Below are 25,498 nucleotides of genomic sequence, written 5' to 3'. Positions count from 1 at the left end.
GCGGGGATGCCGTCAGAAGGCCAGTGCGGACTCCAGCATGACCGCCGTGACCTGGTCCTCGGGCAGGTCCATGGTCTTGACCACGCCCCACTGCAGGGCCCCGAGCAGCGCCCAGCACCGGACCCTGGCCTCGGGGCCCGGGTTCTCGCCGGCGAGCTTGGCGAAGATCTCGTCCCTGAACGTGCCGACGACCGCGCGCTCTGAGCCGGGCGGCTGGCTGTCGTCGGCCGCCAGGTCCTCCATGAACAGGCGGATCACCGCGCGGTGCCGCACCGCGAAGACGGCCAGGGCCTCGACGAACGCCTTGCGGTCGGGGTGCTCGGTGTCGAGCAGCGTGATCATCTCGGCCGCGGCGGGGGAGAGGAGTTCGGAGGCCAGCCGGTCCTTGGGGTGGAAGTGGTAGGCGACGGCGGTCTTGGTCAGACCGACCGCGGCGGCGATGTCGGCCAGCGAGGTGCCCGCGTAGCCGCGCTCGGCGAACAGCTCGCGCGCGGCCGCCAGGATCCGGGAGCGGGTGTCGTCGGGTGTGGTCATCGTCTCATTTCCCACGGGATCCGGAATTTCCGATGTCCTCCGTTTTATCGTAGTCCTGTACGACCGTACAGGACGGCCGTCGGGCAGGGGCGAGACGATGACGCGGTTTCTTGGTCGGCTGGGTGGCTGGTGCGCGCGGCACGGGCGGATCGTGCTGGCTTTATGGGTGGCCCTGGCCGCGGGCCTGATGGGCGCGAGCCTCGCGCTCGGCAGCCCGGTCAGCAACGACGCCTCCATTCCGGGCACCGACGCGCAGCGCGCGCACGACCTGATGAAGGAGGGCTTCGGCCCCGGCTACGCCACCGGCGGAACCGTGCAACTCCTCCTCTACTCCGCGGACGGGAAGCTCACCGACGAACCGCACAAGCAGGCCGTCGAGCGCTCGGTGGCCGCGATGCGCACGATGCCGCACGTCGTCCAGGTGGACACGCCCTACCGGATGGGCGGCATCGCCTCGAACCTGCAGATCGGCGTGATCACCGTCAAGATGCGGGGCAACGACCCCGACAAGGTGGGCGAGGACACCCAGGCCCTGTCCGACGCCGCGGCCCCGGCCAGGGACGCCGGGCTGGAAGTGGTGCCCGCCGCCGACTCCAACCCGGCGAGCAAGGAGATCAAGACCGGGCCGAGCGAGATCATCGGCGTGGTCTGCGCGCTGCTCGTGCTGGTCTTCGCGTTCGGGACGCTGGTCGCCGCGATGGTGCCGATCTTCGCCGCGCTGGTCAGCGTCGCGACCGGGCTCGGCGTGATCGGCCTGCTCGGCTATGTCGTGGACATGCCCAAGCAGGCCGGGATCATGTCCACGATGATCGGGCTCGGCGTCGGCATCGACTACGCGCTGTTCCTGCTGTCGCGCCACCGCAAGCTGCTGGCCGACGGCGTGCCGGTCGTGGAGTCCGTACGCCGGACGGTTTCCAGCTCGGGCGGGGCCGTCGTGTTCGCCGGCGGCACGGTGATCATCGCGTTGAGCGCGCTGATGCTGGCCGGGTTCCCGCTGCTGAGCACGCTCGGCTGGGTGACCGGCATCTCCGTCGTCTTCGCCGTGCTGACCTCGGTCACCCTCGTGCCCGCCCTGCTCGGGCTGCTCGGCCACCGCGTCAACGCGCTCAAGGTGCCGCTGGTGCGCGGGCGGTCGTCCACCCGCGGCGGGGGGACGGGCTGGGCCGGGCTCGGCGCGTGGGTGGCGCGCCGGCCGTGGCGGGTGCTGATCGGCAGCGTCCTCGTGCTCGGCGCGCTGGCCGCGCCCGCGCTCGCGCTGCAGCTGGGGCCCCTGGACGAGGGGTACGCGGCCAAGGACTCGGCCGGGCGGCGCGCGTACGAGCTGATGGCCACGGCCTTCGGGCCCGGCAGCAACGGCCCGCTGATCGTGGTCGCCGAGCTGCCGGAGAAGGTCTCCGGCGCCGGGGACGCCACCGTGCAGCGGCTGGCCGACGAGGTCGCCCGCGTCGACGGGGTCGCCCACGTGTCGGACCCGAAGGTGAACGACTCCGGCCGCTCGGTCCTGCTCCAGACGATCAGCGACTACGCGCCGAGCGACCCGAAGGCCGCCGAGGTGGTCAGGGAGGTCAGGGCCATCTCGATCCCGGGCGTCCAGGTGCACGTCGGCGGCAAGGTGGCCGGGCTGACCGACGCCGGGGACCGCATGAACGAGCGCACCCCGCTGGTCATCGGCGTGGTCGTGCTGCTCAGCGCGCTGCTCCTGCTGCTCGCCTTCCGCGCGCCCGTCGTCGCGGTCAAGGCCGCCGTGATGAACCTGGTGTCGCTGGGCGCCGCGTTCGGCGCGCTCGCGCTGGTGTTCTCGATCGGCCTCGGCAGCGGCCTGGTCGGCATGGACGCCCCGATGGACTCCTCCTACCTCCAGACGCTGTTCTTCTCCGTGCCGATCGAGAGCTACGTGCCGCTGATGCTGTTCGCGGTGCTGTTCGGCCTGTCGATGGACTACGAGGTGTTCCTGCTGACGGCGGTGCGCCAGGCCCACGCCCGGCACGGCGACAACAGCCGGGCGGTGGCCGAGGGCCTCGGCTCGACCGGCCGGGTCATCACCTCGGCGGCCCTGATCATGGTGGCAGTGTTCGTGGCGTTCATCGCCTACCCGGACGCGATGGTCAAGACGTTCGGCGTCGGGCTGGCCGTGGCCATCGCGGTGGACGCGACCGTCATCCGCGGCTTCCTCGTGCCGGCCACGATGGTGCTGCTTGGCCGGGCGAACTGGTGGTGCCCGCGCTGGCTGGACCGGCTGCTGCCGAACCTGTCGGTCGAGGGGCACGAGGAGGACGAGCCGGAGCCGCGCCGCGAGCGCGCGCAGGAGCCGGTGGGCGCCGGGCGTTGACTCCGCCGGTGACCGGTCAGTCGGGGTCGTCGAGGTGGCAGGCCGGCACCCACCCGACGACGCCGGTGGTCGCGTCGGTGCCGTGGTGCCACAGGGTGCTGTCGAAGGCGTCGTCGCAGCGGAACAGCTCGTGCTCCTCAGACCGGTCGGAGTCGAAGCCGTCGCCGGGACGGCCCACGCCGAGCTGGGCCGCGCCGCCCTTCGGCTCGCTCCAGACGACCACCTCGCGGCTACGGAAGTCGTAGCGGTAGCGGGCCTGCGCGGGGCCGGCGCCGCCCACGGTCACGACCGCGAGCAGGCCGGCCGCGACGGCTCCTCTGGCGAGCATGCGGACCTCCCTCGCTGTGGGCGATTACCCGCTCACAGTACGCTCCCGCACGACCTCGTGCCCGGCACGCCGCCAGCCGATCAGGCCGCCGTCCAGCGGGCGGGCGTCGAGACCGCGCTCGCGCAGCAGGCGTGCGGCCTGCGGGGAGAGCACGCAGTACGGTCCGCCGCAGTAGGCCACGACCCGGGCGTCCGGCGGCAGCTCCGCCAGGCGGCCGGCCAGGTCGTCCAGGGGCACCGAGATCGCGCCCGGCACGTGCCCCTTGGCATAGGCGGCGGCCGGCCGGACGTCGACGACCACCGTGCCGGGGTCGGCCAGCCTGGCGGCCAGCTCGTCGGCCGTGACGCCGGACAGGTCGCCCAGGTGCTCCCGCACCGCCTCGCGCAGGCCGGACAGCCGGTCGTGGGCGAAACGCTGGAGGTCGCCCAGGAAGCGCGAGACCTGCTCGTCGGCCAGCCGGTAGCGGATCCGCGTGCCGTCCCGGCGGCTGGTCACCAGGTGGGCCGCGTGCAGGTGCTGGAGCTGGGCCGAGGTGTTCTTGAGCGGCACGCCCGCCGCCCGCGCCAGCTCCTCGACCGTGCGCTCGCCCTGGTCCAGCACGTCGAGCAGGCGCAGCCGCACCGGGCTGGCCAGCGCCTTGCCGACGCGGGCCAGCTGCCGGTAGACGGGCTCTTCGGGGAAATCCGCCATCAGACCGCGTACTGGTCGTGGCGGAGCCAGAGTTCGGTCCACTCCTCGGAGGTGAGCTCGCGGCCGCTGTGGGTGATCTCGGCCAGCTCCTCGAAGTACGCCTCGCGCGGCGCGCCCGGCGTGAAGAGCACCAGCATCGAGGCCGGCTCGCCCGAGGCGTTGCGGAAGGCGTGCACGCCGCCCTCGGGCACGTGCAGGAAGTCGCCGGGGCGGCCGTCGGCCCACTTGTCACCGTTGTAGAGCTGGACGGTGCCGGTCAGCACGTAGAACGACTCGGTGATGGTGCGGTGGAAGTGCGGGGACGCGCCGCCGGGACGCGGGCCCATCTCCCAGCGGTACAGGCCGTAGGCGCCGTTCGTCGAGCCGCCCGTGCCCAGGTAGTGGACGCGGGTGCCGGTCGCCATCGACAGGTCGGGGCCGTTCTCCGCCGGGCGCAGGGTGGCGCTGATCTCGCCGGTCTCGCCGAGGTAGCGCTGCTGGGGGTACGACATGGGACAACCTCCACTATTCCAAGGGAAATTAGAATAGCGCCTCAGAACGTGATGACCGTGCGGGCGACCGTCCCCTGGCGGACGTGGGCGACGGCCTCGTTGATCCGGTCGAGGGGGAGGCGTTCGGTGATCAGGCCGTCGAGGTCGAGGCGGCCGCGGAGGTACTGGGCGGCCAGCATGGGCAGGTCGCGGTGCGGCGCGGCGTCGCCGCCCTGGGTGCCCATGAGGCGGCGGGAGGAGAACAGCAGGCCGGTGTCCAGTGCCATGGGGTGGCCCTGGGGCGGGCTGCCGACCATGACCGTGGTCCCGCCCGGCTGGGTGGCGGCGAAGGCGTCCGCCAGCACGCCGGGGACGCCGGTCGCGTCGAAGGCGTAGTCGACGCCGCCGCGGACCAGCGCGCTCACCTGGCGGGGCAGGTCGCCGGCGGTGAGCAGGTGGGTGGCCCCGAAGCGCTCGGCCAGCTTGAGCTTCCCCTCGGCCACGTCCGCGGCGATGATCGTGGTGGCGCCGGCGAGCACCGCGCCCTGGATGACGTTGAGCCCCACGCCACCGCAGCCCACCACCAGGACCGAGGCGCCCGGCGGCACCTCGGCCACGTTCAGGACGGCGCCCACGCCGGTGACCACGCCGCAGGCCAGCAGGCACATGGCGGCGAAGGGCGCGTCCTTGGCGATCTTGACGCACATGGCCTCGGCGACCACCGCGTACTCGGCGAACGAGCCGATGCCGATGAAGCGGCGGGTCTCCCGGCCGTCGAGGGTGACCCTGGGCGGGCCGCCCATGATGGTCGGCAGCCGCTGCGGGCCCGAGCACAGGTGGAAGCGGCCGGAGCCGCAGTGGCGGCAGCGACCGCAGGGGCCGCTCATGGCGATGATGACGTGGTCGTCCGGCCTGACGGAGGTGACGCCCGCGCCGACGCTCTCCACCACGCCCGCGCTCTCGTGTCCCAGGATGAACGGCGGCGCGCTCACCACCGGGCTCTTGCCGTCGATGGCCTTGAGGTCGGAGCCGCACACGCCGGAGGCCCGGATCCGGACGCGCACCTCGCCGGGGCCGGGGTCGTCGATCTCGACGTCGCGGATCTCCATCGGGGCGTGGAACCCGGTCAGCACGGCCGCGCGCATCAGCATGCGCCCACGCTAGCCCGGCGCGCCTCCTGCGAGCAAGCGGTTGCTCGGTAGGCCGTTGACACCCCTTCCCGGCAAATCTACGCTCAGCGAAACCAAGCGAGCGCTAGGCCGAGTCGCGAGGAGAACAACATGGTACGGCGGGGCGCGGCGGCGCTCACCCTGACGCTGCTCGTCGCCGGCTGCGCGGCTCAGCAGACCGGCGCGGCCCAGTCGGGCGCGGGAGTGACGGACACCACGATCAAGATCGGCGGCGTGCTGACCAAGACCAGCGCGAGCGGCTACTCGACCAGGGACGCCGAGATCGGGGCGAAGGCCAGGTTCGCCCGCGCCAACGCCGAGGGCGGCGTGCACGGCCGGAAGATCGACTTCATCGGAGCCGAGGACGACGCCCAGGACGCCGCCAAGGGCGACGCGGCGGCCAAGAAACTCGTCCAGAAGGACCAGGTGTTCGCCCTGGTCCCGGTGCACGCCCCGAACTTCGGCGGCGCGGCCTTCCTCGAACAGCAGGGCGTCCCCTGGTTCGGCTGGGCCACCGGGCCGCAGTGGTGCGGCACCAGGACCGGGTTCGGCTACAACGGCTGCCTGGCACCCAAGCAGGGCGCCGGCTCCCAGACGTGGTGGGGCAGGCAGATGGCCGACCTGCTCGGCGGCGCCGCCGGCAAGAGCGTCTACGTGCAGACCAGCGACTCCAGCGGCAGCAAGTACGGCGGCACGACCATCTCCCAGTCGTTCACCGCGGCCGGGTTCGAGCTGGCCGGCGTGAACTCCGGCCTGCCGGCCGCCGCCCCGCCCCCCGACTGGCTCCCGTACGTCAACAAGATCATGACCTCGGACGGCGGCAAGGCTCCCGACGTCGTCGTCTCGGTGATCGCCGGCACCAAGTTCAACGTCGGGCTCTACGCGGCGCTCAAACGGGCCGGGTACAAGGGCGTGCTCACCGACGCCACCAGCTACGACCTGGCCATCCTCAGGGACCCGGCCGGCGCGCAGGCGCTCGACGGCGTGATCGCCGCGCCCATGTTCGAGCCGTTCGAGTCGCCGGCGCCCGAGATCGCCCAGCTCAAGAAGGACGTCGAGCAGGTCGCCCCCGGCACCGCGCTCACCCAGCACCTGGCGATCGGCTACTGGGCCGCCGACATCTTCCTCGACGTGCTCAAGCGCACCGGCAAAGACCTGACCAGGGAGAAGTTCCTGGCCACCGCCAACGGCGACTACCTCTACGAGAACCCCGGGTTCGGCCGCATCCGCTACCCGCGCGACCACAGCGAGCCGAACGGCTGCGGCGCCCTGGTCAAGCTGGAGGGCGGGGCCTTCCAGGTGGCCAGGAGGATGGCCTGCTTCGACAACGTGCCGCTGAAATGATCCTCCAGTACGTGCTCAGCGGCCTGGTCACCGGGGCCGTCTTCGCGATCATGGGCTCCGGCCTGACCCTGTCCTACGCGGCGACCGGGGTGTTCAACTTCGCCCACGGCGCCGTCGGCTTCCTGGCCGCCCTGGTGTTCTACGAGCTCACCGCCGCCGCCGGGCTGCCCGCCTGGCTGTCGGCGGTGGTGGCGGCCGGGCTGTTCGCGCCCGCGCTCGGCTACCTGCTGCACCGGGCCATGTTCCGCGGGCTCGCCCAGGCGGGGGAGACCGCGCAGATCGTCGCCACCATCGGGCTCACGATCGCGCTGCCCGCGCTCGGCCTGCTGGCCGTGGAGCTGGCCGGGCTGCCCGCCACGGACGCCACCTCGCTGCCGCGCGGCGTCGGCCCCCATCCGGCCGTGTCGTTCGACCCGCTCGGCGTGCGGCTGGACACCGACCAGCTCATCACCTTCGCCTTCTCGGCCGTCGCGGCGGCGGGGTTGTGGGCGTTCCTGCGGCACACGCCGTACGGGCTGCGCATGCGCGCCTCCGTGGACCGCCGCCGCCTGGCCACGCTCCGGGGCATCGACGCCGACGCCACCTCGGCGCTGGCCTGGATGCTCGGATCGGGGCTCGCCGGGCTGGCCGGGGTGCTGGCGGCGCCGGTGCTCGGGCTGGACGCGACGGCGTACACGGTGCTGCTGTTCGCCTCGGCGACGGCGGCGGTGTTCGGGCGGCTGCGCTCGATCCCCTGGACGTTCGCCGCCGGGCTCGCGCTCGGCGTCGTGCAGAACCTGGTCGCCGGGTACACCGACTTCCTGGAGGAGGTCACCGGGCTGCGCACGGCCGTGCCGGTGATCCTGCTGTTCGCCGGGCTGCTGCTGCTGAACCGGTCGCGGGAGCGGGTGGCGGGCAGCGCCGCCGAGGACGTCCCGCCGCCCGACCACCTGGCCGGGGTGCCGGCCTGGCGCAGGCGGCTGCCGTGGGCGGCGGGCCTGGCCGCGCTGGCGGTCTTCGCCCTGCTCGGGCCGGAGTACTACGTGGGCGTCGCGGCCCAGGGGCTGGTGCTGGCGCTGATCTTCTGCTCGTTCGTGGTGGTGACCGGGATCGGCGGCATGGTGAACCTGGCGCAGGCCGCCTTCGCCGCCATGGCGGCGCTGACCTGCGGGTGGGCGTTCGCCTCCGGGCTGCCGTTCGTCGTGGCGATCCTGCTCGGGGTGGCCGCCGCGGGGGCCGTCGGGCTGGTCGTGGCGCTGCCCGCGCTGCGGCTGGGCGGCCGGGTGCTGACGCTGGCCACACTGGCCCTGGCATTGCTGGCCGACCAGGTGCTGTTCCAGGTGGACGCCTTCAGCAACGGGACCATCGGATGGGCGCTGCCGGCGCTCGGGCTCGGCTTCGCCGACACCTCCGACCCACGGGTGCGGGTGGCCGTGCTGCTGGCGCTGATCGGGCTGGTGGCGCTGCTGGTGCGCAACCTGGAGCGGTCGGCGTCGGGGCGGGCCGTCCTCGCCGTGCGGTCGGCGCCCGCGGCGGCCGTCACCTCCGGGCTGTCCGCGCCGCGGGCCAAGATCGTGCTGTTCGTGCTGGCGTCGGCGATCGCAGGGCTCGGCGGGGTGCTGTTCGCGATCTCCAAGGGGTCGGTCACGGCCACCGACCTGCCGGCGTTCGCCGGGTTCGTCTGGCTGGCCGTGGTGGTGCTGCAGGGCGTGCGCAGGATCGGCGGGGCGGTGCTCGGCGGGCTGGTCGCGGTGGCCGTGCCCGAACTGCTGGCGACCTGGGACGTGTCCGCGCACGTCGGGTCGATCCTGTTCGGCGCGGGCGGCATGATCCTGGCCCGGCATCCGGACGGCATGCTCACCCAGCTCGCCGAGGCCCGCCATCGCCGCCGCGCCCGCCGCCTTCCCACAGCTTCTTCCGCTCCTTCCGCCGCTTCTTCCGGCGCGCCTCCCGCGCCTCCGGCCGAGGTGGTCGCCGGGGCCGTGCCCCGGCGGGTCGCGGCCGGGGGCGGCGGGCCGGGCGGGCCGCTGTTCGTGCTGGAGGACGTCGTGGCGGGCTATGCCGACTGCACCGTGCTGCGCGGGGTGCGGCTGGAGGTGCGGCCCGGCGAGGTGGTGGCGCTGCTCGGCGCGAACGGCGCGGGCAAGTCCACCGCGTGCGCCGTCGCCGCCGGGGACCTGCCGGTGACCGGCGGCCGGATCCTGCTCGACGGCGTGGACGTCACCGCCTGGCCGGCGCACCGGCGGGCGCGCGCCGGCGTCCTGCTGGCCCCCGAGGGGCGGGGCGTCTTCCCCGGGCTCACTGTGGAGGAGAACCTGCGCACCTGGCTGGACGATCCAGGGCCGGTCTACCGGCGCCTGCCGCAGCTCGCGGCCCGCCGTACGGTGGCCGCGGGCGCGCTGTCGGGCGGCGAGCAGCAGCTCCTCACGCTGGCCCCGGCCCTGGTACGCCCGCCGCGGGTGCTGATCGCCGACGAGCCCTCGCTCGGCCTGGCCCCGCTCGTGGTGCGGCAGGTGTTCGACGTCTTCGCCGAGCTGCGCGACCGGGGCGTGGCGCTGCTGCTGGTCGAGGAGAAGGCGACCGAGGCGCTGGCCGTCGCCGACCGGGTCGCGTTCATGCGGCTGGGCGCCGTCACCTGGACGGGCCTCCGCTCGGAGGTGGACGGCGACCGGCTGACCGCCGCCTACCTGGGGGTGAGGTGAATGCTGGCGGTGCAGGGCGTGTCCGTGGCCTTCGGCGGCGTCAGGGCGCTGGACGGCGTGTCGTTCGAGGCCGGGCCCGGCCAGGTCTGCGGCGTGATCGGGCCGAACGGCGCGGGCAAGACCACGCTGTTCGACGTGGTGTCCGGGCTGCGCAGGCCGGTCGCGGGCCGGGTCACGCTGGACGGGCGCGACCTGACCGGCGTGTCCGCGCTCCGGCGGGCCAGGGCCGGCGTGCGCAGGACGTTCCAGCGCACGCAGGTGTTCGGCCGGCTCACCGTGGCCCAGAACGTGCTGGCCGCGCTCGACTGGCACGGCGGTGGCGGCGGACTGGCCGCCGACCTGGCCGGGTGGCCGGGCCGGCGGCGGATCGAGCGCGAGCGCGGCGCGCGCGTGGCCGAGGTGCTCGACCTGTGCGGGCTCACCCCGCTGCGCGACGCGTACGCCGCCGCGCTGCCGGTCGGGCAGCGCCGGATGGTCGAGCTGGCCCGCGCCCTCGCGGACCGTCCGCGGCTCCTGCTGCTGGACGAGCCCACCTCCGGCCTGGACGCCGCCCAGACCGCCCGGCTAGGCGAGGTCGTCAGGGCCCTGGACACGACCGTGCTGCTGGTCGAGCACGACATGGGCTTCGTCATGGAGATCTGCGACCGGATCGTCGTCCTGGACCTGGGCAGGGTCATCGCGTCCGGGACGCCGGCGCGGGTCAGGGACGATCCGGTGGTGCGGGCCGCGTACCTAGGCTGAGTGCCGTTCGGTGAAGGACAGGATGCGGCGCCAGGCGTCCTGGCAGATGCCCTCCCACTCCTTGAACGAGCGGTCGAAGAAGGAGTGGGGCGCGCCCTCGTAGACGTGGGTCTCGTGCTCGGTGCCCACCCGGTCCAGCGCCGCGGTGTAGGCGTCGAACTCCGCCGGGCTCGACACCTTGTCGGCGCCGCCCCTGAGCAGCAGCAGCGGCGCGCCGGGGCCGGTCGTCGGCTCGTCGATGAAGCGCAGCGCGCCGTAGAAGCCGATGCTCCCGGCCAGGCCGTTGCCCTCCGCGCCCTGACGCCACGACAGGGCGCCGCCCATGCAGAAGCCGACCGTGAACACCGGGCCGCCGGCGGCCAGCTCGGCGGTCGCCGCCGCCGCGTCGGCCTGCACCTGGTCGAGCTTGAGCTGGTCGACGTGGGGCATGTAGTCGAAGTCGTCGCCCCGGTCGTCGGTCCCGGCGGTGCGGCCGAAGTAGTCGATCGCGATCGTGCGGAACCCGGCCTCGGCGAAGCGCACCGCGAGGTCGCGGTAGAACGGGTGCAGGCCGCGCACGTCCGGCATGATCACCACGCCGCGGCCGTTCGGCTCGGCCGGGTCGGCCCGGTAGGCCATGAAGCGGGTGCCGTCGGCGGAGGTCAGGGTGATCTGCTCGTGCGCCGCCACCTCGCCCCGGATCGGCGGGGCGGGCGGCCGGCTGTCGGTGGAATGACACATGTGCCCAGCATGCCCAAGGTGATCGCCCGTCATCCACCTTCGCCCTCAGTACGGCGGCGCCGCCCGGAACGCCGCCAGCAGGTGGGCCCGCACCCGCCCCACGGCCGGCCTGGCCGGCGCCCCCGACCGTACGGCCAGGTAGCCGGTGTTGATCGGCGGTTCCGCCGGCTCGGCCAGCACGACCAGCGTGCCCTCGGCCAGGTCGCGCCGGCACAGGTACGCGGGCAGGACGGAGACGCCCATGCCGGCCCGCACCGCGCTCAGCACGCCGCGCAGGTCCGGGATGACGACCTGCGCGGCCATCGACGGCCGCCGCCCGAAGACGGCCCGCCAGTAGCGGCGCACGATGGGCAGGTCCTCGGCGTAGGCCACCACGGGCACCGCGGCCAGCTCCTTGGGCCCGACCCGGCCGGGCGGCAGCAGGCGGGCCACGGAAGGCGCCGCCACCAGGACGAACTCCTCGTCGTAGACCGGGTCCGCCTGGATGCCGCGCACCCGGGGCCGGATCGTGGACAGCACCAGGTCGAGCCGTCCGGCCGCGAGGTCGGCCAGCAGGTCGTCGGCCAGGCCGAGGGTGGTGCGCAGGCGCAGCCCGTCGCGGACGAGCGGGGCGAGCATCGGCATGACCTCCTCGCACAGGAACTCGGCCGGGCCGCCCAGGTGCACGGCCTCGTCCGAGGGCAGCTCCGAGCCGGCCACCTCCTCCAGCGCGTCGAGGGCGGGGGCCACCCGGCGGGCCAGCTCGTCGGCGGCGGGGGTGGGCGCGACGCCGCGCGGCAGCCGGTCGAACAGCGGCCGGTCGAGCGTCGCCTCCAGCGTCTTGACCTGGGCGGTCACCGCGGGTTGCGAGAGGCCGAGCGTCTGCGCGGCGGCGGTGATGGAGCCGGTCCTGTGGACGGCGAGGAAGGTCCGCAGCAGGTCCAGCGAGAGAGACGACACATCACTATTCTGATGCCACGACCGATATTTCGCTATTTGTGGCTGATGGGCTTTCCCGGCCATGCTCGAAGGCATGAGCAAGCGCATCCTGATCGTGTTGACCAGCCACGACGACCTCGGCGGCGTGGAGCGTACCGGATACTACGTCCCCGAGGCGGCCCATCCCTGGCAGATCTTCACCAAGGCCGGCTTCGAGGTGGACGTCGCCAGCATCGCCGGCGGCCGCCCGCCCCGCGACGGCCACGACCCGGACGACCCGGCGCAGGCCGCCTTCCTCGCCACCGGCCTGGACGAGGACACCGCCCCCCTCTCCGGCGTGGACGCCTCGGCCTACGACGCCGTCCTGTACGCCGGCGGCCACGGCACGATGTGGGACTTCCCCGCCGACCCCGACGTGGCCCGGGTCGGCCGCGAGATCTACGAGCGCGGCGGCGTGGTCGCGGCGGTCTGCCACGGCCCGACCGCGCTGGTCGGCCTCACCTTGTCCGACGGCTCCCACCTGGTGGACGGGCGGCGGGTGGCCGCCTTCACCAACAGCGAGGAGACCGCGCGGGGCGTGGCGGGGGTGGTGCCGTTCCTGCTGGCCGACGCGCTGACCGAGCGCGGCGCCCGGCACGAGCCCGCCCCCGACTGGCAGCCGCAGGTCGTCGTGGACGGCCGGCTGGTCACCGGCCAGAACCCGGCCAGCGCCGCGCCCCTGGCCGAACAGGTCGTCGCCCTGCTGAGCTGACCCCGGCTGCCCCTCGGCCGACCCCGGCCGAGGTCGCCGGACGGCGGGTGTCGCGCGCGCAACGGCAGCCGGATGGCGGTTGCCGCGCCGTCGCGCGAAATCCGACCATCGAGGGGTACGGCAAGCCCCCTCCGTGGAAGGAAGTCCTCATGGCGTTCCACCCCAACCTCGATCCGGACCTGCGTGCCGCCCTGGAGAACGCGCCCTTCCCGGCGTTCGACGTGACGGCGCTCGACGCGGAGGAGCTGGCCGGGCACCGGGCCCAGATCCACGCGATGCTGGCCGCGATGCCGCCCGCCGAGACCGAGGTGCGGATCGAGGACCGCCGCGTCCCCGGCCCCGACGGCGAACCGGACATCCGGGTCCGCGTCTACCGCCCCGCCCAGGACGGCGCCGGCCGGCCCGGCCTCTACTGGATCCACGGCGGCGGCATGATCGTCGGCATGCCCGAGGTGGACGAGGCCTCGATGATCGAGTACGTCGAGCGGCTCGGCGTCGTCGTGGTCTCCGTGGACTACCGTCTCGCGCCCGAGCACCCGCACCCCGCGCCGGTCGAGGACTGCTACGCGGGGCTGGTGTGGACCGCCAAGAACGCCGAGGAGCTGGGCATCGACCCCGCCCGGCTGGCCGTCGGCGGGGCCAGCGCGGGTGGGGGGCTGGCCGCCGGGACCGTGCTGCTCGCCCGCGACCGGGGCGGGCCCGAGGTCGTCCTCCAGCTGCTGATCTGCCCGATGCTCGACGACCGCAACACCACCCCCTCGAGCCTGGAGTTCACCGAGGCCGTGGTCTGGGACCGGGCCGCGAACCTGTACGGCTGGTCCGCCCTGCTCGGCGACCGGGCGGGCGGCCCGGACGTCCCGCCGTACGCGGCGCCGGCGCGGGCCGAGGACCTGTCGGGGCTGCCGCCAGCGTTCGTCGACGTGGGCGAGCTGGAGGTGTTCAGGGACGAGGACATCGACTACGCCCAGCGGCTCGCGCGGGCCGGGGTGTCCACCGAGTTCCACCTCTACCCGGGGGCGTTCCACGGGTTCGACGTCATGGTGCCCGACACGCCGCTGAGCAGGCGGGCGCGGGAGACCCGGCTGGCCGCGCTCAGGCGGGCGTACCGCCTGTAGCGGTGGTGGCGTTCGCGGTGGCGGCGTCGGCCGTGGTGGCGTTCGCGAGGAGGCGCAGCAGGGCCAGGGCGAGGTGGGCGCGCAGGCGTCCGGCCGGGTCGGCGAGGGAGAAGCCCAGCACCGACTCCGCCCGCGCGATGCGGGCCGCCATCGAGCTGTGGTGCAGGTGCACCCCGGTGGCGGCGGCGCGGACCGATCCGGCCGAGCACAGCGCGCGCACCGCGAGCAGGTGGTCCTCGCTCAGCCGTGCCATCGCCCGCACGTCGGCCAGCTCCGCGACGGCCGGGCCGGGCAGGTCGGCGAACAGCGCGAGCGCGCCGAGATCGGTCCAGCGCACCACCCGGTCGTGCGGGCCGGTGAAGCGCAGCGCCGTGCGGGCCTTGGCCCACGACTCGGCGGCGTGCGACCCGGGCAGCTCGGGGCCTATGCCCACGCGGGCGCCCTCGGGCAGCTCGCCCTCGACGGTGGTGGCCACCAGCGCGGCCTGGGTGTCGCCGATCCTGGCCGTACGCACGCGGTGCCCCATCGCCCGCAACCCGGCCGCAAGCGGGTCGCCGGGGAGGGCGAACGCCAGGGCCTGGAGCGGGGTGGAGGGTGCGAAACCGAGCAGGCGGAGTGCCCGCGCGCGTTCCGCCTCGCCGGTCTCGGCCGACAGCACCAGCTCGACCAGCGCCGGGTCGCGGCCCTCGCGGGCCTGCGCGGCGGCGCGTTCCAGGGTCAGCTCGGCGGCGGCGGCGAACCGTTCGAGCACGATGTCGTCGAGACCGTGCGGGGCGCCCTCGCGTTCCATCCACACGCTGCCCAGACCGCCGCTCAGCTCCCTCGCCCGCGTTCCCTCCTCGGACCCCTCCGCGGCCACCTTCCCGGTGTTCGGTGTCCGCGTCTCGGCAGCCCGGCCGTCCGGGCCCGTACGGAGGCGCCGGTCGGTGGTGGTGTCGTGCAGGCCGACCGGACATCGCGCCAGCCGCGCGGTCGCCGCGAGCAGCACGGGCACGGTGACGTGGTCGCGCACCAGCGAGTCGAAGTAGGCGATGACCCGCACCGCGCTCTCGGCGTCGGTGTCGAGCGTGGAAAGCCGGAGCAGAAGACCCTGCACGACGTCCAGACTAGGCCGACGGACGGCGGCCTGGCCAGTAGACCAAGCGTGCGCTAGTTTGGTTTCGTGGATCTCGACTTCTCCCCGGCCGAGCTGGACTTCCGCGCCGAGGTTCGCGACTGGCTGGCCGCCCACGTGCCCGAGCAGCTTCCGCCGATGGACACCGGCGAAGGCTTCCGGGCCCACCGTGCCTGGGAGGCGCTGCTGGCCGGCGAGCGGCTGTCGGTCGTGTCCTGGCCGCGCGAGTACGGCGGCCGGGCCGCGTCCCTGATCGAGTGGCTGATCTTCGAGGAGGAGTACTGGGCCGCCGGCGCCCCCGCGCGGGTCAGCCAGAACGGCATCTTCCTCCTGGCCCCCAGCCTCATGCGCTTCGGCACCCCCGAGCAGCGGCGACGCTGGCTGCCCCGGATGGCGACGGCCGAGGACGTGTGGGCGCAGGCCTGGTCCGAGCCCGAGGCCGGCAGCGACCTCGCCGCGCTCACCGCCCGCGCCGAACGCGCCGACGGCGGCTGGCTCCTGTACGGGCACAAGACCTGGAGCTCCCGGGCCGCCCACGCCTCCCACGGCTTCGGCCTCTTCCGCACCTCCGGCGCGCGGCACAAGGGCCTGACGTACTTCCTGTTCCCCCTGGACGACGTCGCCGTCCGGCCGATCGCGCAGCTCGACGGCCTGCCCGGGTTCGCCGAGCTGCACTTCGACGGGGTCTTCGCGCCCGACTCCATGGTGCTCGGCGAGCCCGGCGACGGCTGGCGGATCGCGATGTCCACCACCTCCTCCGAACGCGGCCTGACCCTGCGCAGCCCCGGCCGCTTCCTCGCCACCGCCGACCGCCTCCTCGACCTGGCCCTGGACGCTGATCCCGCCCTCGCCGACCGGGCCGCGCGCTGCTGGACGGCGGCCGAGGCGTACCGGCTGCACACCTTCGCCACGGCCCGCCGGATCATGGCCGGGGCCGAGATCGGGGCGGCGGCCAGCATGGGCAAGGTCTTCTGGTCGGAGCTGGACCTGCGCATGCACGAGCTGGCCATGGAACTGCTCGGCGACCGCGCCGGCGGGACGGCCTGGCTGGACGGCTTCCTGTTCTCGCTGGCCGGGCCGATCTACGCGGGCACCAACGAGATCCAGCGCAACATCATCGCCGAGCGTGTCCTGGGCCTGCCCCGATGACCCCTCTGGAGTCGCCCTCATGCACTTCGCCTTCACCGACGAGCAACTCGCCCTGGGGGCGACCGTCCGCGACGTGCTGCGGGCGCACTGCCCGCCCGGCGCGCTGCGGACCGAACGCCGTCCCGCCTGGGACCGGCTGGCCGAGCTGGGGTTCTTCGGGCTGCTGCTGCCGCCGGAGCTCGACGGGCTCGGGCTCGGGCTGACCGACGTGCTGCCCGCCGTCGAGGAGACCGGGCGGGCCTGCCTGCCGGGGCCGGTGGTCGAGACGGCGGTGGCGGCGGCGTTCCTGACGCCCACGCTGTCCAAGCTGGCCACGGGCGGGGTGTGCGTGGGGGTGCTGCTGCCGGGGGAGGCGTACATGGCCGACGCCGATCTCGCCGACGTGCTGGTCGTGGCGCGTACGGGGGAGGGGGTGCGGGTGCTGCCGGGGCACGAGGCGCGGCTCACCGCCGTGCCGGGCGTGGATCCGTGCCGGCCGTTGTTCGACGTCGCCTTCGAAGCGTCCGGACATGCTGATCCCGGCGCGGACCGGGTGGCGCTCGCGGCGCGGGCCGTCGCGGTGGCGACCGCCGCCCAGCTGGTCGGGGTCGCGCGGGAGCTGCTCGCGGTCTCGGTGTCGTACGCGGGGGTCAGGCGGCAGTTCGGCGCGGCGATCGGGTCCTTCCAGGCCGTCCGGCACCGGCTCGCCGACGTCGCGGTCGCCGTCGAGTTCGCCGCGCCGCTGGTGCACCGCGCGGCGCTGTCCGTCGACCGGGACGCGCCCACGGCCGGGCGGGACGCGAGCGCCGCCAAGGCCGCGGCGGGCGAGGCGGCGACGCTGGCCGCCCGGGTCGCCCTGCAGACCCACGGCGCGATCGGCTACACCGAGGAGCTGGACCTGCGGTTCTGGCTCGCGCGGGCCTGGTCCCTGTCGGCCGCGCACGGCACCGCCGCCGCCCACCGCGAACACGTCCGCGCCTGCCTGGGCGCCCGCGACCTGCGGAGGTATCCGTGAAGTACGGCGTGCCGCTGGGCCTGCTGCACCCGGACGCCTGGAAGGACGTGGCCGTGGCCGCCGACGAGCTGGGGTTCGAGTCGGTGTGGCTGCCCGAGCACCTGGTGTTCGCCACCGACCTGTCGCTGGCCGTCTACCCGGGCACCGAGGACCCCGGCATCAAGCCGACGACCCCGCTGTTCGACGCCCCGGCCTACCTGTGCTGGCTGGCCGGGCTCACCACCCGCGTCCGGCTCGGCACCGCCGTGCACCTGCTGGCGCTGCGCCACCCGTTCGTCTCCGCCCGCGCCTTCGCCACCCTGGACGTGGTGTCGGGCGGACGGGCGATCTGCGGCGTGGGCGCGGGCTGGTACCGCGGGGAGTGGGCGGCGGCCGGGCTGCCCTTCGAGACCCGCGGCGCCCGCCTGGACGAGGTCATCGAGATCGTCCGGCGGCTCTGGACCGAACCCGTCGTCGCCCATTCCGGACGGTTCTACCGGTTCCCGGAGGTCGCCTTCGAGCCCAAGCCCGTGCAGGGGCGGCTGCCGGTGCTGGCCGGCGGGGAGTCGGCGGCGGCGCTGCGCCGGGCGTCCCGGCTGTGCGACGGGTGGATCAGCATGCCGCACACGATCGAGTCCATCAGGCCGCAGCTGGCGCGGCTGGGGGCTGGGGTGCCGGTCACGGCGCACGCGTACGCGCTGGGCTCCCCCGGGGAGGTGGCGGCCTGGGCGGAGCTGGGGGTGGAACGGCTGATCGTCCGGCCGTGGACGCGCAGCCGGGACGCGGTCACCCGCCTGGCCGCCTTCGCCGCCGAGTACGACGTGACCTGACCCCGCCGGGCCGCCGTTCGCCTCGCCCTCCCCGGCATCCCGGCGGGCCGTCCTCAGGCGGGCTGACGTCCCCAGTCGGGGGTGCTCTCGCGGGTGGGGGCGCGGTGACGGCGGCCGCGCAGAGGGGCGTCCTGGACGAAGGCGTCGATGGTGCTCGTGCCGCCGGACTCCTGGCGCGGGCCTCGCGGGTGCTGCGAGACCGCGGTCCCGGCGGCCCCGGCGGTTCCGGCGCGACGGTGGCGGCGGCCGCGCGGGACGGAATCGGCGGTGAACTCGTCCATGAAGAAGGGGTGCTCGGAGGCGTACGCGTCCAGGAGCGGCTCGCTGCGGCGGCGACGGCCCTGGTACGTCGCGCCGATCCCGGACGCCTGGGCGGCCCGCGGCGTCGTCCTCGTCCGGGCGGCCACCTCGGCGCCCGGTCGGGAGCTGGGGGAGAAGGCGCTGAACGTGCTCGTCGCCGGGGGGAGCGAGATCGGCACCATCGGGCCGGTGTCGAACATGGGCTCGAAGGGCGCCGTGTCTGGGGCGGGCCGGAACGAGGCGCTGTCCAGCCGCCGTGGCGGGGCCGTTCGGGCAGTGAACGGCTCGAACGCGTCCACACCGCCCGCGACCTCGGCGCCGCCCGCGGGGCCCGGCTCGGGGACGGGGGCGGCGAACTCGAAGGTACGGCTCCGACCCGCCTCGAAAGAGCCCGCGCCACGCTCGATCCGGCCCCCCTGACCGGCCTCGGGAGAGACGGCCGCCGGCTCGAAGCCGCCTTCCCGGCCGGTCTCGGAGCCGCCTTCCCGGCCGGTCTCGGGAGAGCCTGCGGCGAGCTCGAAGCGGTGCCTCCGGCCGGTCCCGGGCGAGGCGGCCGCGCGTTCGAAGCCCGTGCCGGAAGAGGTGGTGGTGAGTTCGAAGGGGTCGGCGGGCTCGGCGGTGGCCCGCAGCGAGGAGGGGCGGGTGTGCTCGTGGCGCGTCTCCGCGGGACGGCGGCGACGCCGGTGACGTGAGGGGGCGGCATGGGTGCCACGCCTGGAACGCGTCCCGGGCAGGGGCACGGCGACGGGCACGGGAACAGGCAGAGCAACGGGCACGGCGATACCGGCAGTGACGCCCGCGCTGACCCCCGCGGTGACCCCCGCGGTGACGCCCGTGGAGGTGCTCTCTGCCGAGGTGACGCTCAGAGCGGCGGTGCTCAGAGTGACGCCTTCCCGCGCGGAGAGGGTCGCGGCGGCGCGTACGCGGGCGGCCTTCGCCGAGGCGGTCGCCGGGCGGAGGCGGCTCTGGCGGGTCTTCGCCAGGGCGACGAGCGCCAGCGCGGCGATCAGCGCGGACCCGACCAGCGACGGGGAGCCGATCGCGGGCATCGAGCCGGTCGAGGAGGCGTCCACGAGCGTGGGAAGGGGCTCGGCGGTGGCGGACGTGGTGTCGGCGGTCGTCGCCTTGGCATGCTTGGACTTCTGTCCCGACTTCCCGGCCGCCGTCGTCGGCACGGGCGCCGCCCCCGTCGCGGGCGAGGCGGACGCGGAGGGCCCGGCGGGGGACGCCGGAGGCGAGGACGCCGTGGTCCTGGCGGGCTTGTCGGATTTGGCCTTCGGCCGCGCGGCGAGCGGGGCCTCGGCGGCGCGCTCCTGCTCGACGTGCGGGATCAGGGAGCTGAGCGAGTCGGCGGGGAGCTGGAGCGTTCCCACGTCGCCGGGCCTGGCGGGCGTGGCCGCCTGCTCGTCGGCCCGCTTCTGGGCCGCCTCCTCGTCGAGGCGGGCCTTGATGCGCTCGGGGTAGCCGTAGCCGACGACCTTGCTGGTGTCGCGCTCCTTGCGCTTGGCGACGCCGCCGTCGATGTTGCCCTCGATGGTGAAGATCGTGTCGCCCTCGACCCGCGTGACGATGCCGACGTGGTCGATGTTGTCGATCTCGCCGGTGCCGCTCCAGTCGTAGAAGACGATCGCGCCGGGCTTGGGCGTCTTCCCCCAGGCTCCCTGCGCCTTGAACCATTCGGCGTGCCGTACGGTCCAGGCGAACTGCCCGATCCACTCCTGGTAGCCGAGCTTGTGCGCGGCCCAGGAGAGGTACATGTCACACCAGGGTGCGGCGGAGTAGTCGGCGTCGAACTCGACGGTCTTGCCGTACCAGTCGCCGAACTTGGTGTACGCACCGGCCTTCTCGGCATAGCCGAGCTGACTCTCCAGCAGGTCGATGTACTTCTGCATCTCGGGCGTCATGGAAGTATGGGGGAACCTTCCGGTCAAGATCCGGATTTATCCACACATACTCAGGTACACGGGGGTAACCCGGGACATGTGTGGCAAAACCGGAAACCTGTAGTCTTCCGTGCGGTGCGAGGTTACCGCTTCGTGACCAAGGTCAAGCACGCCCCAAGAGAGGGTAAAGACATCGCCGGGCACATAACCGCAGCTCAACCATGCTGCCGGAGATGTCAAGGGTGGGTGATTTAACACGAAAAGGCTCGCGTGTCGCGCCCAGCGGGCCTAGTAACCGGCCCCGGTGAGCAGCCCTCCGTCCACCGTGAACTCGCTCCCCGTGCAGTAGCTGGCCCGGTCCGAGGCCAGGAACGCCACCACGTGCGAGACCTCCACCGGCTTCGCGAACCGCTTGATGACCATGGACTTAACGAACGCCTCCGCGTCCACCTCGGCCATCAGGTCCGGGTTCACCGCCATCGCCGTGTTGATCGCCCCCGGATGCACCGAGTTCACCCGGATCCTGAACCGGGCCAGCTCCCGCGCGGCCGACTTGGTCAGCCCGCGCACCGCGAACTTCGAGGCCGCGTACGCCGACAACCCCTCCGCCCCGACGAACCCCTCGATCGAGGAGATGTTCACGATGGCGCCGCGCCCGGCCGCCTTCATGGGCTCGATCACCGACTTGACCCCCAGCCAGGTGCCCTTGAGGTTCACGTCGATCACCCGGTCGAAGTCCTCGGGCGCCATGTCCTGGATGCGGCCGTAGGTCAGGATGCCGGCGTTGTTCACCAGGACGTCGAGCCGGCCGTGCAGCTCCGTGGCCGTGCCGACGGCCCGCCGCCACTCGTCCGGGCTGCGCACGTCGTGCCGCACGTACGCGGCCCCGGTCTCGGCGGCCAGCGCCTTGCCCTCCTCCTCCAGCACGTCGCCGAAGACCACCCGCGCGCCCTCTTCGAGGAACAGGCGCACGTGCGACTCGCCCATGCCCCTGGCCCCGCCCGTGATCAGCGCGACCTTGCCGTCAAGCAGTCCCACGACTACCTCCTGCCGCGACGGCCGCCGCGGCCGCCTCCATGGAGCGGTAGACGGGGACGCCCGCCGCCGCCGCGATCCGCCGTACCTCGTCCTCCACGCCCGCGGGCGCGCACTCGCCGTTCCTGGTGACGAGCGTGATCCTGACCCGCGGCAGCGCCTCCTGCGCACCGGCCAGGGCCCGCGCGTAGGCGTACAGGGGCTCGGCCGCGTCGCCGTAGGTGAAGAAGCTCTGCACGTTCACGTGGGCGACCACGTCCGCGTACGGCTCCCGCCGGACGATCGCCCCGATCACCTCCGGCACCAGCCCGGGACGCCCGCGCGGCCCCACCGGCACCTCCAGCGGGTTGCCCGCGGCGGCCAGGCCGAGCCCGTCGAGCACGCCGTCCGGCAGCGGGGCGAGCCGCACCCCGGCCCGGTCGAACGCGTCGGCCGCCAGCACGCCCGCGCCGCCGCTCGGCCCGATCACCAGCACCCGGTCGCCGTCCGTCACGCGGGAGCCGTGGGCCTGGAAGAAGGCCAGCACGCCGATCAGGTCGTCCTGGGAGGAGACCAGCGCCGTGCCGGTCTGGGCCGCGACCGCCGCCCACACCCGCAGGTCGCTCACCATGCCGCCGGTGTGCGAGAGCGCCGCCCGCTGTCCCTGCGAGCTGCGCCCGCCGACCAGCAGCGCCACCGGCAGCCCCGTCGCGCGCAGCGCCTCGTGCAGCTCCCGGCCGCCGCGCGGGTCCTCCAGGTAGAGCCCGACGGCCCGCGTCTCGGGGTCGCGGGCCAGCCAGGACAGCAGCTCGGCGGGGGTCACGTCGGCCGCGTTCCCCACGGTGACGACCCGGCTGAACGCCAGCCCGCGCCGCTCCCCGACCTTGATCACCTCGCCCGCGAGGCCGCCGCTCTGCGAGATCAGCGCGACCCTCCCCGCCGGTCCGACGCCGCCGCCGACGAACGTCTGCCGGCCGCGCGGGCAGTACACGCCCATGCAGTTGGGGCCGAGCAGCCGGGTGCCCGCCGCGCGGGCGGCCGCGGCCAGGTCGCGTTCCAGGTCCGCGCGTCCGGCCTCGCCGAACCCGCCGCTCATCACCTGCACGTACGGAATGCCCGACGCCTGCCGCACGACCTCGGCGCACCGCTCGGCGGGCACCGCCACCAGCGCGTAGTCCACGTCGGCGGCGGCCAGCGACGACACCGCGGGCACCCCCGCCACCTCGGCGGCCGACGGGTGCACGGCCACCAGCGGCACCCCGGCCGCCCGGTAGAAGTCGAGGAACATGTTCCCGAAGTTCGGCCTGCTCGCCGAGGCGCCGACGACGGCCACCGCGCGGGGCTCGAAGAGCGGCAGGAAGTCCGCGGGCTCGCGGGCGGCGGGCTGGCGCGGCCGGCCGGGCAGGTAGCGCGCGTCCACGGCGGTCACGCCGGAAGGGGTGGCGATGACCGGGTTCAGCTCGAACTCGCCCAGTTCCAGCCGTTCCCACAGTCCGCCGGGGCCGCCGACCGTCATGAGCAGCTTGATCACGGCGTCCACGTCCACGGGCGGGTGGCCGCGGTGGCCGCGCAGGAGGGCCGCGCCGCGCAGTTCGTCCAGCATGAGCCGCGCGTCCGGCTCGGAGATCGGGCAGAGGCGCAGCGCCGTGTCGCGCATCGCCTCCGTCCAGACGCCGCCCAGCCCGGCCAGCAGCACCGGGCCGAACCCAGGGTCGCCGACCAGCCCGACGATCAGCTCCACCCCGGCGGGCGCCTGCTCCTCGACCAGGAACCCCTCCACGTCGAGCCGGGAGCGCATCTCCGCGGCCGCCGCGGCGAGGCCGTCCGCCCGCAGTCCGAGCCGTACGGCCCCCGCCTCCGACTTGTGCACCAGCCCCGGGCCGAACGCCTTCAGCACCAGAGGCTCGGCCAGCTCCCCGGCCGCCGCGAAGTCCAGGTCACGCACCACCACCCCACGCGGCACCGGCACCCCGGCCGCCGCGACCAGCCCCTTGACCTCGTGCTCGCGGGGGACGCGGGGGGCGTCCCGGGTGTCGTGCTCATGAGGGTCGCGGGGGATGTCCCGGGTTTCGCGGTCGTGAGGGTCGCGGGGGATGTTCCGGCTCCCGTGGTCCTGGGCGCTCACCCGAGCAGGTGCCCGTGCTGCTCGCGGATCCGGCGGCGCAGCAGCTTGCCGGGGCCGCCGGAGGCGTCCTGCGAGTGCGGCAGCTCGCCGGTCACCACGATGTGGTCGGGCCGCTGGTGCGGGGGCAGCGTGTCGGCCAGGGCGAGCGACAGCTTGGCGGCGTCCAGCGACTGCCCGGCGCGCGGCACGACCGCCAGCAGCACCCGCTGCTCGTCCGCCCCCTCGGGGACGCCCACCGCGCCCGCCTCCGCCACGCCGTCCAGCGCCGAGACGGCCTCCTCGATCGTGGCGGGCTGCGTCCACTGGCCGTGCTTGAGTATGGAGTCCTCGCGGCGGCCGAGGACGCGCAGCACGCCGTCGGCCGACAACGTGCCGAGGTCGCCGCCCACGTACCACTCGCCGCGCAGGACGCCGTGGTCGTCCGTCCCGTCGTAGCCCGCCATGCGGTGCGGCCCGGCCAGGTTGATCTCGCCGACCTCGCCGGTCACCGCGGCGCCGGACGGGCCGGTGATCCGTACGGCGTTGCCCGTGCGCGCCCGCCCGGACGACCCGAGCGGTGTCGAGCCGTCGTCCACGCGGCCCATGCACGTGTACGGCGCCTCGGTCTGCCCGTAGTAGGAGTAGACCCCGGCCCCGGGCAGCCTGGCCTTGATCCGGTCGAGCATGGTCGCGGTGAGCGGCTCGCCGCCCAGCATGATCACCTGGATCGACGACAGGTCCACCCCCTCGTGCTCGGACGTCCCCAGCAGCGCCGCGTAGAACGACGGGATCTGCGACACGTGGGTGACCCGTTCGCGCGGCACCACGCGCAGGAAGTTCGCCGGCCCCCAGTCCTGCTCCAGCACCAGGCGCATGCCCGCGTACAGGGCGGGACCGACGATGGCGGGGAAGCCGATGCCCCAGATGATCGCGCCGGTGCCGAACACCGAGTCGGGGCCGCGCGGCACGTCCAGCCAGATCTGGGCGGTCGCCAGGGAGGAGGCGTGGGTGTGCACGACGGCCTTCGGCAGGCCGGTCGTGCCGGAGGTGTAGTAGAGGGCCAGCGGGTCGTCGTGGAAGCCGCCCGGCGGCGGTTCCTCCTCCAGGCCGCCGGTCAGCTCACCGGCGTCGATCCAGGTGGTGACCTGTGGGAGGGCGTCCTTGATGCCGTCGACCAGGTCGGCGACCGTGGAGTCGTACACGAAGGCCGTGCAGCCGGAGGCGGCCACCACCGCCCGCAGCGTCTCGGCCGGCCAGTACGGGTTGAGCGCCGCCGTGACCGCGCCGATCTTGGCCTGGGCCAGGTAGACCTCGGCGACCAGCAGCGTCTCGTTGAGCAGCGCCGCCACCCGCTGCCCGGCGGTGATCCCGGCCGCCAGCAGCGCGTTCGCCCGGCGGTTGACGGCCCGGTTCAGCTCGTCGTAGGTGAAGCTCCGCTCGCCGCAGTACGTCAGCGCCACCCGGTCGGGCGTGCGCAGCGCTCCCGCGGTCAGGATCGCGTGGCCGTAGTTGCCGTAGGGTGATCGCGCCATGGGGGTGCCTCCAGGTCAGAGGGGCGAGTAGAGCACGAACGTGTTTCCTGAGGGGTCGCGCAGCACGGCCCGCCTCTCGTGCGGCCCGTCCTCGGGCGCGCGCACCACCTCGGCCCCGCGCGCCGCCATCTCGCGCACCGTGACCGCGACGTCGTCCACCTTGTACGACGGCGCCGCCGACGCGGTGACGTGCTCGGCCGGACCGGCCAGCGCCACGGTGACGCCGCCGCCGTCCAGCGCGGCGAACCGGTCGCCGTCCCTGAACTTCACCGGCAGGCCGTAGAAGGCGATCGCCTCGTCCAGATCGGCTACGGGGATGAGCACGTTGCCGAGCTTCACATGGGCCTCCAATGCGGCAGATCGTCCACGAACGTCACCCGCACCGGCATCCCGACGCGGACCTCCTCCGGCGCGCACCCCACGACGTGCCCGAACGCGCGCACACCCTCGTCCAGGTCCACCCACGCCGGCACGTACGGCTCCCGCCCCCGGTAGCCGGGCGCGAACGACCGGTGCACGACGGTGAACGTGTGGACCGTCCCCGTGCCCCTGGCGGGCTCGGCGGCCAGCTCGCCGCCGCCGCACGACGGGCACGACGGCTCGGGCAGGCAGCCGCGGCGGCCGCAGGACACGCAGCGCCGGATCACCAGCTCGCCGCGCGCCCCTGCGGCGCCGGTGGGGGAGGTGTCGCCGCTCATCGCTGCCAAGCTAGCGCACGCTTGGTTACCGAACAAGAGCCCCTACCCCCACGAAACCGCCCCCACCCCGCCCACCCCCGCACCCGCCCCCACGCCCGCCCCCCGCGCTGC

General features: G+C 74.3%; 23 protein-coding genes. 9 read left to right on the top strand and 14 right to left on the bottom strand.

The annotated features are described in order from the left end of the window. Positions 1-12: 12 nt before the first annotated feature. Positions 13-534, bottom strand: a complete 522-nt coding sequence (locus AB0J46_RS41715) for a TetR family transcriptional regulator (RefSeq protein WP_352362996.1) — start codon at positions 532-534, stop codon at positions 13-15. Positions 535-631: 97 nt separating this feature from the next. Here AB0J46_RS41715 and AB0J46_RS41710 point away from each other — a divergent pair, with 97 nt between their 5' ends. Further along, positions 632-2,863, top strand: a complete 2,232-nt coding sequence (locus AB0J46_RS41710) for an MMPL family transporter (RefSeq protein WP_364340440.1) — start codon at positions 632-634, stop codon at positions 2,861-2,863. A 16-nt stretch (positions 2,864-2,879) separates the two neighbouring features. Here the strand turns inward: AB0J46_RS41710 and AB0J46_RS41705 are convergent, their stop codons facing one another. From AB0J46_RS41705 to AB0J46_RS41690, 4 genes are read right to left on the bottom strand one after another with little or no spacing between them, the layout of a single operon-like run. Then, positions 2,880-3,191, bottom strand: a complete 312-nt coding sequence (locus tag AB0J46_RS41705; RefSeq protein WP_364340438.1) for a hypothetical protein — start codon at positions 3,189-3,191, stop codon at positions 2,880-2,882. Positions 3,192-3,215: 24 nt separating this feature from the next. Continuing rightward, positions 3,216-3,881 (bottom strand): metalloregulator ArsR/SmtB family transcription factor, encoded by a 666-nt coding sequence (locus tag AB0J46_RS41700; protein WP_364340437.1) that lies wholly within the window; start codon positions 3,879-3,881, stop codon positions 3,216-3,218. Further along, a complete protein-coding gene (locus AB0J46_RS41695; RefSeq protein WP_364340435.1) occupies positions 3,881-4,372 on the bottom strand; it encodes a cupin domain-containing protein in 492 nt (163 codons plus the stop codon). Before AB0J46_RS41695 ends, AB0J46_RS41700 begins: the two co-directional genes overlap by 1 nt. Positions 4,373-4,413: 41 nt before the next feature. After that, positions 4,414-5,502, bottom strand: a complete 1,089-nt coding sequence (locus tag AB0J46_RS41690) for an alcohol dehydrogenase catalytic domain-containing protein (protein ID WP_364340432.1) — start codon at positions 5,500-5,502, stop codon at positions 4,414-4,416. Positions 5,503-5,631: 129 nt separating this feature from the next. On the opposite strand from AB0J46_RS41690, the gene AB0J46_RS41685 reads away from it, so the two are divergent. From AB0J46_RS41685 to AB0J46_RS41675, 3 genes are read left to right on the top strand one after another with little or no spacing between them, the layout of a single operon-like run. Next, positions 5,632-6,864, top strand: a complete 1,233-nt coding sequence (locus tag AB0J46_RS41685) for an ABC transporter substrate-binding protein (protein ID WP_364340430.1) — start codon at positions 5,632-5,634, stop codon at positions 6,862-6,864. After that, positions 6,861-9,545: an ATP-binding cassette domain-containing protein gene (locus AB0J46_RS41680; protein ID WP_364340428.1), complete on the top strand. Its 2,685-nt coding sequence runs from the start codon at positions 6,861-6,863 to the stop codon at positions 9,543-9,545. The genes AB0J46_RS41685 and AB0J46_RS41680 overlap by 4 nt, the downstream gene beginning before the upstream one ends. Next, a complete protein-coding gene (locus AB0J46_RS41675) occupies positions 9,546-10,286 on the top strand; it encodes an ABC transporter ATP-binding protein (RefSeq protein ID WP_352319418.1) in 741 nt (246 codons plus the stop codon). Here the strand turns inward: AB0J46_RS41675 and AB0J46_RS41670 are convergent. Further along, entirely contained in the window at positions 10,278-11,006 is a 729-nt protein-coding gene (locus tag AB0J46_RS41670; RefSeq protein ID WP_364340426.1) for a dienelactone hydrolase family protein, read from the bottom strand. The two genes, AB0J46_RS41675 and AB0J46_RS41670, sit on opposite strands and share 9 nt — an antisense overlap. Before the next feature lie 45 nt (positions 11,007-11,051). After that, complete coding sequence (locus AB0J46_RS41665) at positions 11,052-11,945, bottom strand: LysR family transcriptional regulator (protein ID WP_364340424.1); 894 nt, start codon at positions 11,943-11,945, stop codon at positions 11,052-11,054. 73 nt (positions 11,946-12,018) lie between these two features. Here AB0J46_RS41665 and AB0J46_RS41660 point away from each other — a divergent pair, with 73 nt between their 5' ends. Then, a complete protein-coding gene (locus AB0J46_RS41660) occupies positions 12,019-12,675 on the top strand; it encodes a type 1 glutamine amidotransferase domain-containing protein (protein WP_364340422.1) in 657 nt (218 codons plus the stop codon). A gap of 149 nt (positions 12,676-12,824) precedes the next feature. Next, positions 12,825-13,790 (top strand): alpha/beta hydrolase, encoded by a 966-nt coding sequence (locus tag AB0J46_RS41655; protein WP_358298575.1) that lies wholly within the window; start codon positions 12,825-12,827, stop codon positions 13,788-13,790. Here the strand turns inward: AB0J46_RS41655 and AB0J46_RS41650 are convergent. Then, positions 13,768-14,886: a helix-turn-helix domain-containing protein gene (locus AB0J46_RS41650; RefSeq protein WP_364340420.1), complete on the bottom strand. Its 1,119-nt coding sequence runs from the start codon at positions 14,884-14,886 to the stop codon at positions 13,768-13,770. The genes AB0J46_RS41655 and AB0J46_RS41650 overlap by 23 nt on opposite strands. 66 nt (positions 14,887-14,952) lie before the next feature. Between AB0J46_RS41650 and AB0J46_RS41645 the strand changes: the two genes are divergently transcribed. The 3 genes from AB0J46_RS41645 to AB0J46_RS41635 are packed head-to-tail and all read left to right on the top strand — an operon-like array spanning position 14,953 to position 17,856. Further along, on the top strand, positions 14,953-16,053 hold the full coding sequence (locus AB0J46_RS41645; RefSeq protein ID WP_364340418.1) for an acyl-CoA dehydrogenase family protein: 1,101 nt from the start codon (positions 14,953-14,955) through the stop codon (positions 16,051-16,053). Positions 16,054-16,072: 19 nt separating this feature from the next. Beyond that, entirely contained in the window at positions 16,073-17,047 is a 975-nt protein-coding gene (locus tag AB0J46_RS41640) for an acyl-CoA dehydrogenase family protein (RefSeq protein WP_364340416.1), read from the top strand. Continuing rightward, positions 17,044-17,856: a TIGR03619 family F420-dependent LLM class oxidoreductase gene (locus AB0J46_RS41635; RefSeq protein WP_364340414.1), complete on the top strand. Its 813-nt coding sequence runs from the start codon at positions 17,044-17,046 to the stop codon at positions 17,854-17,856. Before AB0J46_RS41640 ends, AB0J46_RS41635 begins: the two co-directional genes overlap by 4 nt. 53 nt (positions 17,857-17,909) lie before the next feature. On the opposite strand, the gene AB0J46_RS41630 is transcribed toward AB0J46_RS41635, so the two are convergent. From AB0J46_RS41630 to AB0J46_RS41605, 6 genes are all read right to left on the bottom strand, one after another. Further along, on the bottom strand, positions 17,910-20,060 hold the full coding sequence (locus tag AB0J46_RS41630) for a CHAP domain-containing protein (RefSeq protein ID WP_364340413.1): 2,151 nt from the start codon (positions 20,058-20,060) through the stop codon (positions 17,910-17,912). A 267-nt stretch (positions 20,061-20,327) separates the two neighbouring features. Then, the gene (locus AB0J46_RS41625; RefSeq protein ID WP_364340411.1) at positions 20,328-21,077 is read right to left on the bottom strand and encodes a glucose 1-dehydrogenase; all 750 of its coding nucleotides are present in this window, start codon (positions 21,075-21,077) and stop codon (positions 20,328-20,330) included. Beyond that, positions 21,064-23,112, bottom strand: coding sequence for an acetate--CoA ligase family protein (locus tag AB0J46_RS41620; RefSeq protein WP_364340521.1), 2,049 nt, complete (start codon positions 23,110-23,112; stop codon positions 21,064-21,066). Before AB0J46_RS41620 ends, AB0J46_RS41625 begins: the two co-directional genes overlap by 14 nt. Before the next feature lie 62 nt (positions 23,113-23,174). Continuing rightward, positions 23,175-24,689, bottom strand: a complete 1,515-nt coding sequence (locus AB0J46_RS41615) for a class I adenylate-forming enzyme family protein (protein WP_364340409.1) — start codon at positions 24,687-24,689, stop codon at positions 23,175-23,177. Between the two features lie 15 nt (positions 24,690-24,704). Then, on the bottom strand, positions 24,705-25,028 hold the full coding sequence (locus AB0J46_RS41610) for a VOC family protein (RefSeq protein WP_352319442.1): 324 nt from the start codon (positions 25,026-25,028) through the stop codon (positions 24,705-24,707). After that, positions 25,025-25,387 (bottom strand): OB-fold domain-containing protein, encoded by a 363-nt coding sequence (locus tag AB0J46_RS41605; RefSeq protein WP_364340406.1) that lies wholly within the window; start codon positions 25,385-25,387, stop codon positions 25,025-25,027. Before AB0J46_RS41605 ends, AB0J46_RS41610 begins: the two co-directional genes overlap by 4 nt. Positions 25,388-25,498: the final 111 nt, after the last annotated feature.

The organism is Nonomuraea sp. NPDC049758 (assembly GCF_040674635.1).
Taxonomy (GTDB): Bacteria; Actinomycetota; Actinomycetes; order Streptosporangiales; family Streptosporangiaceae; genus Nonomuraea.
The sequence above is the reverse complement of the archived record's forward strand: the minus strand, read 5'-3'. Positions and strand labels throughout refer to the sequence as shown.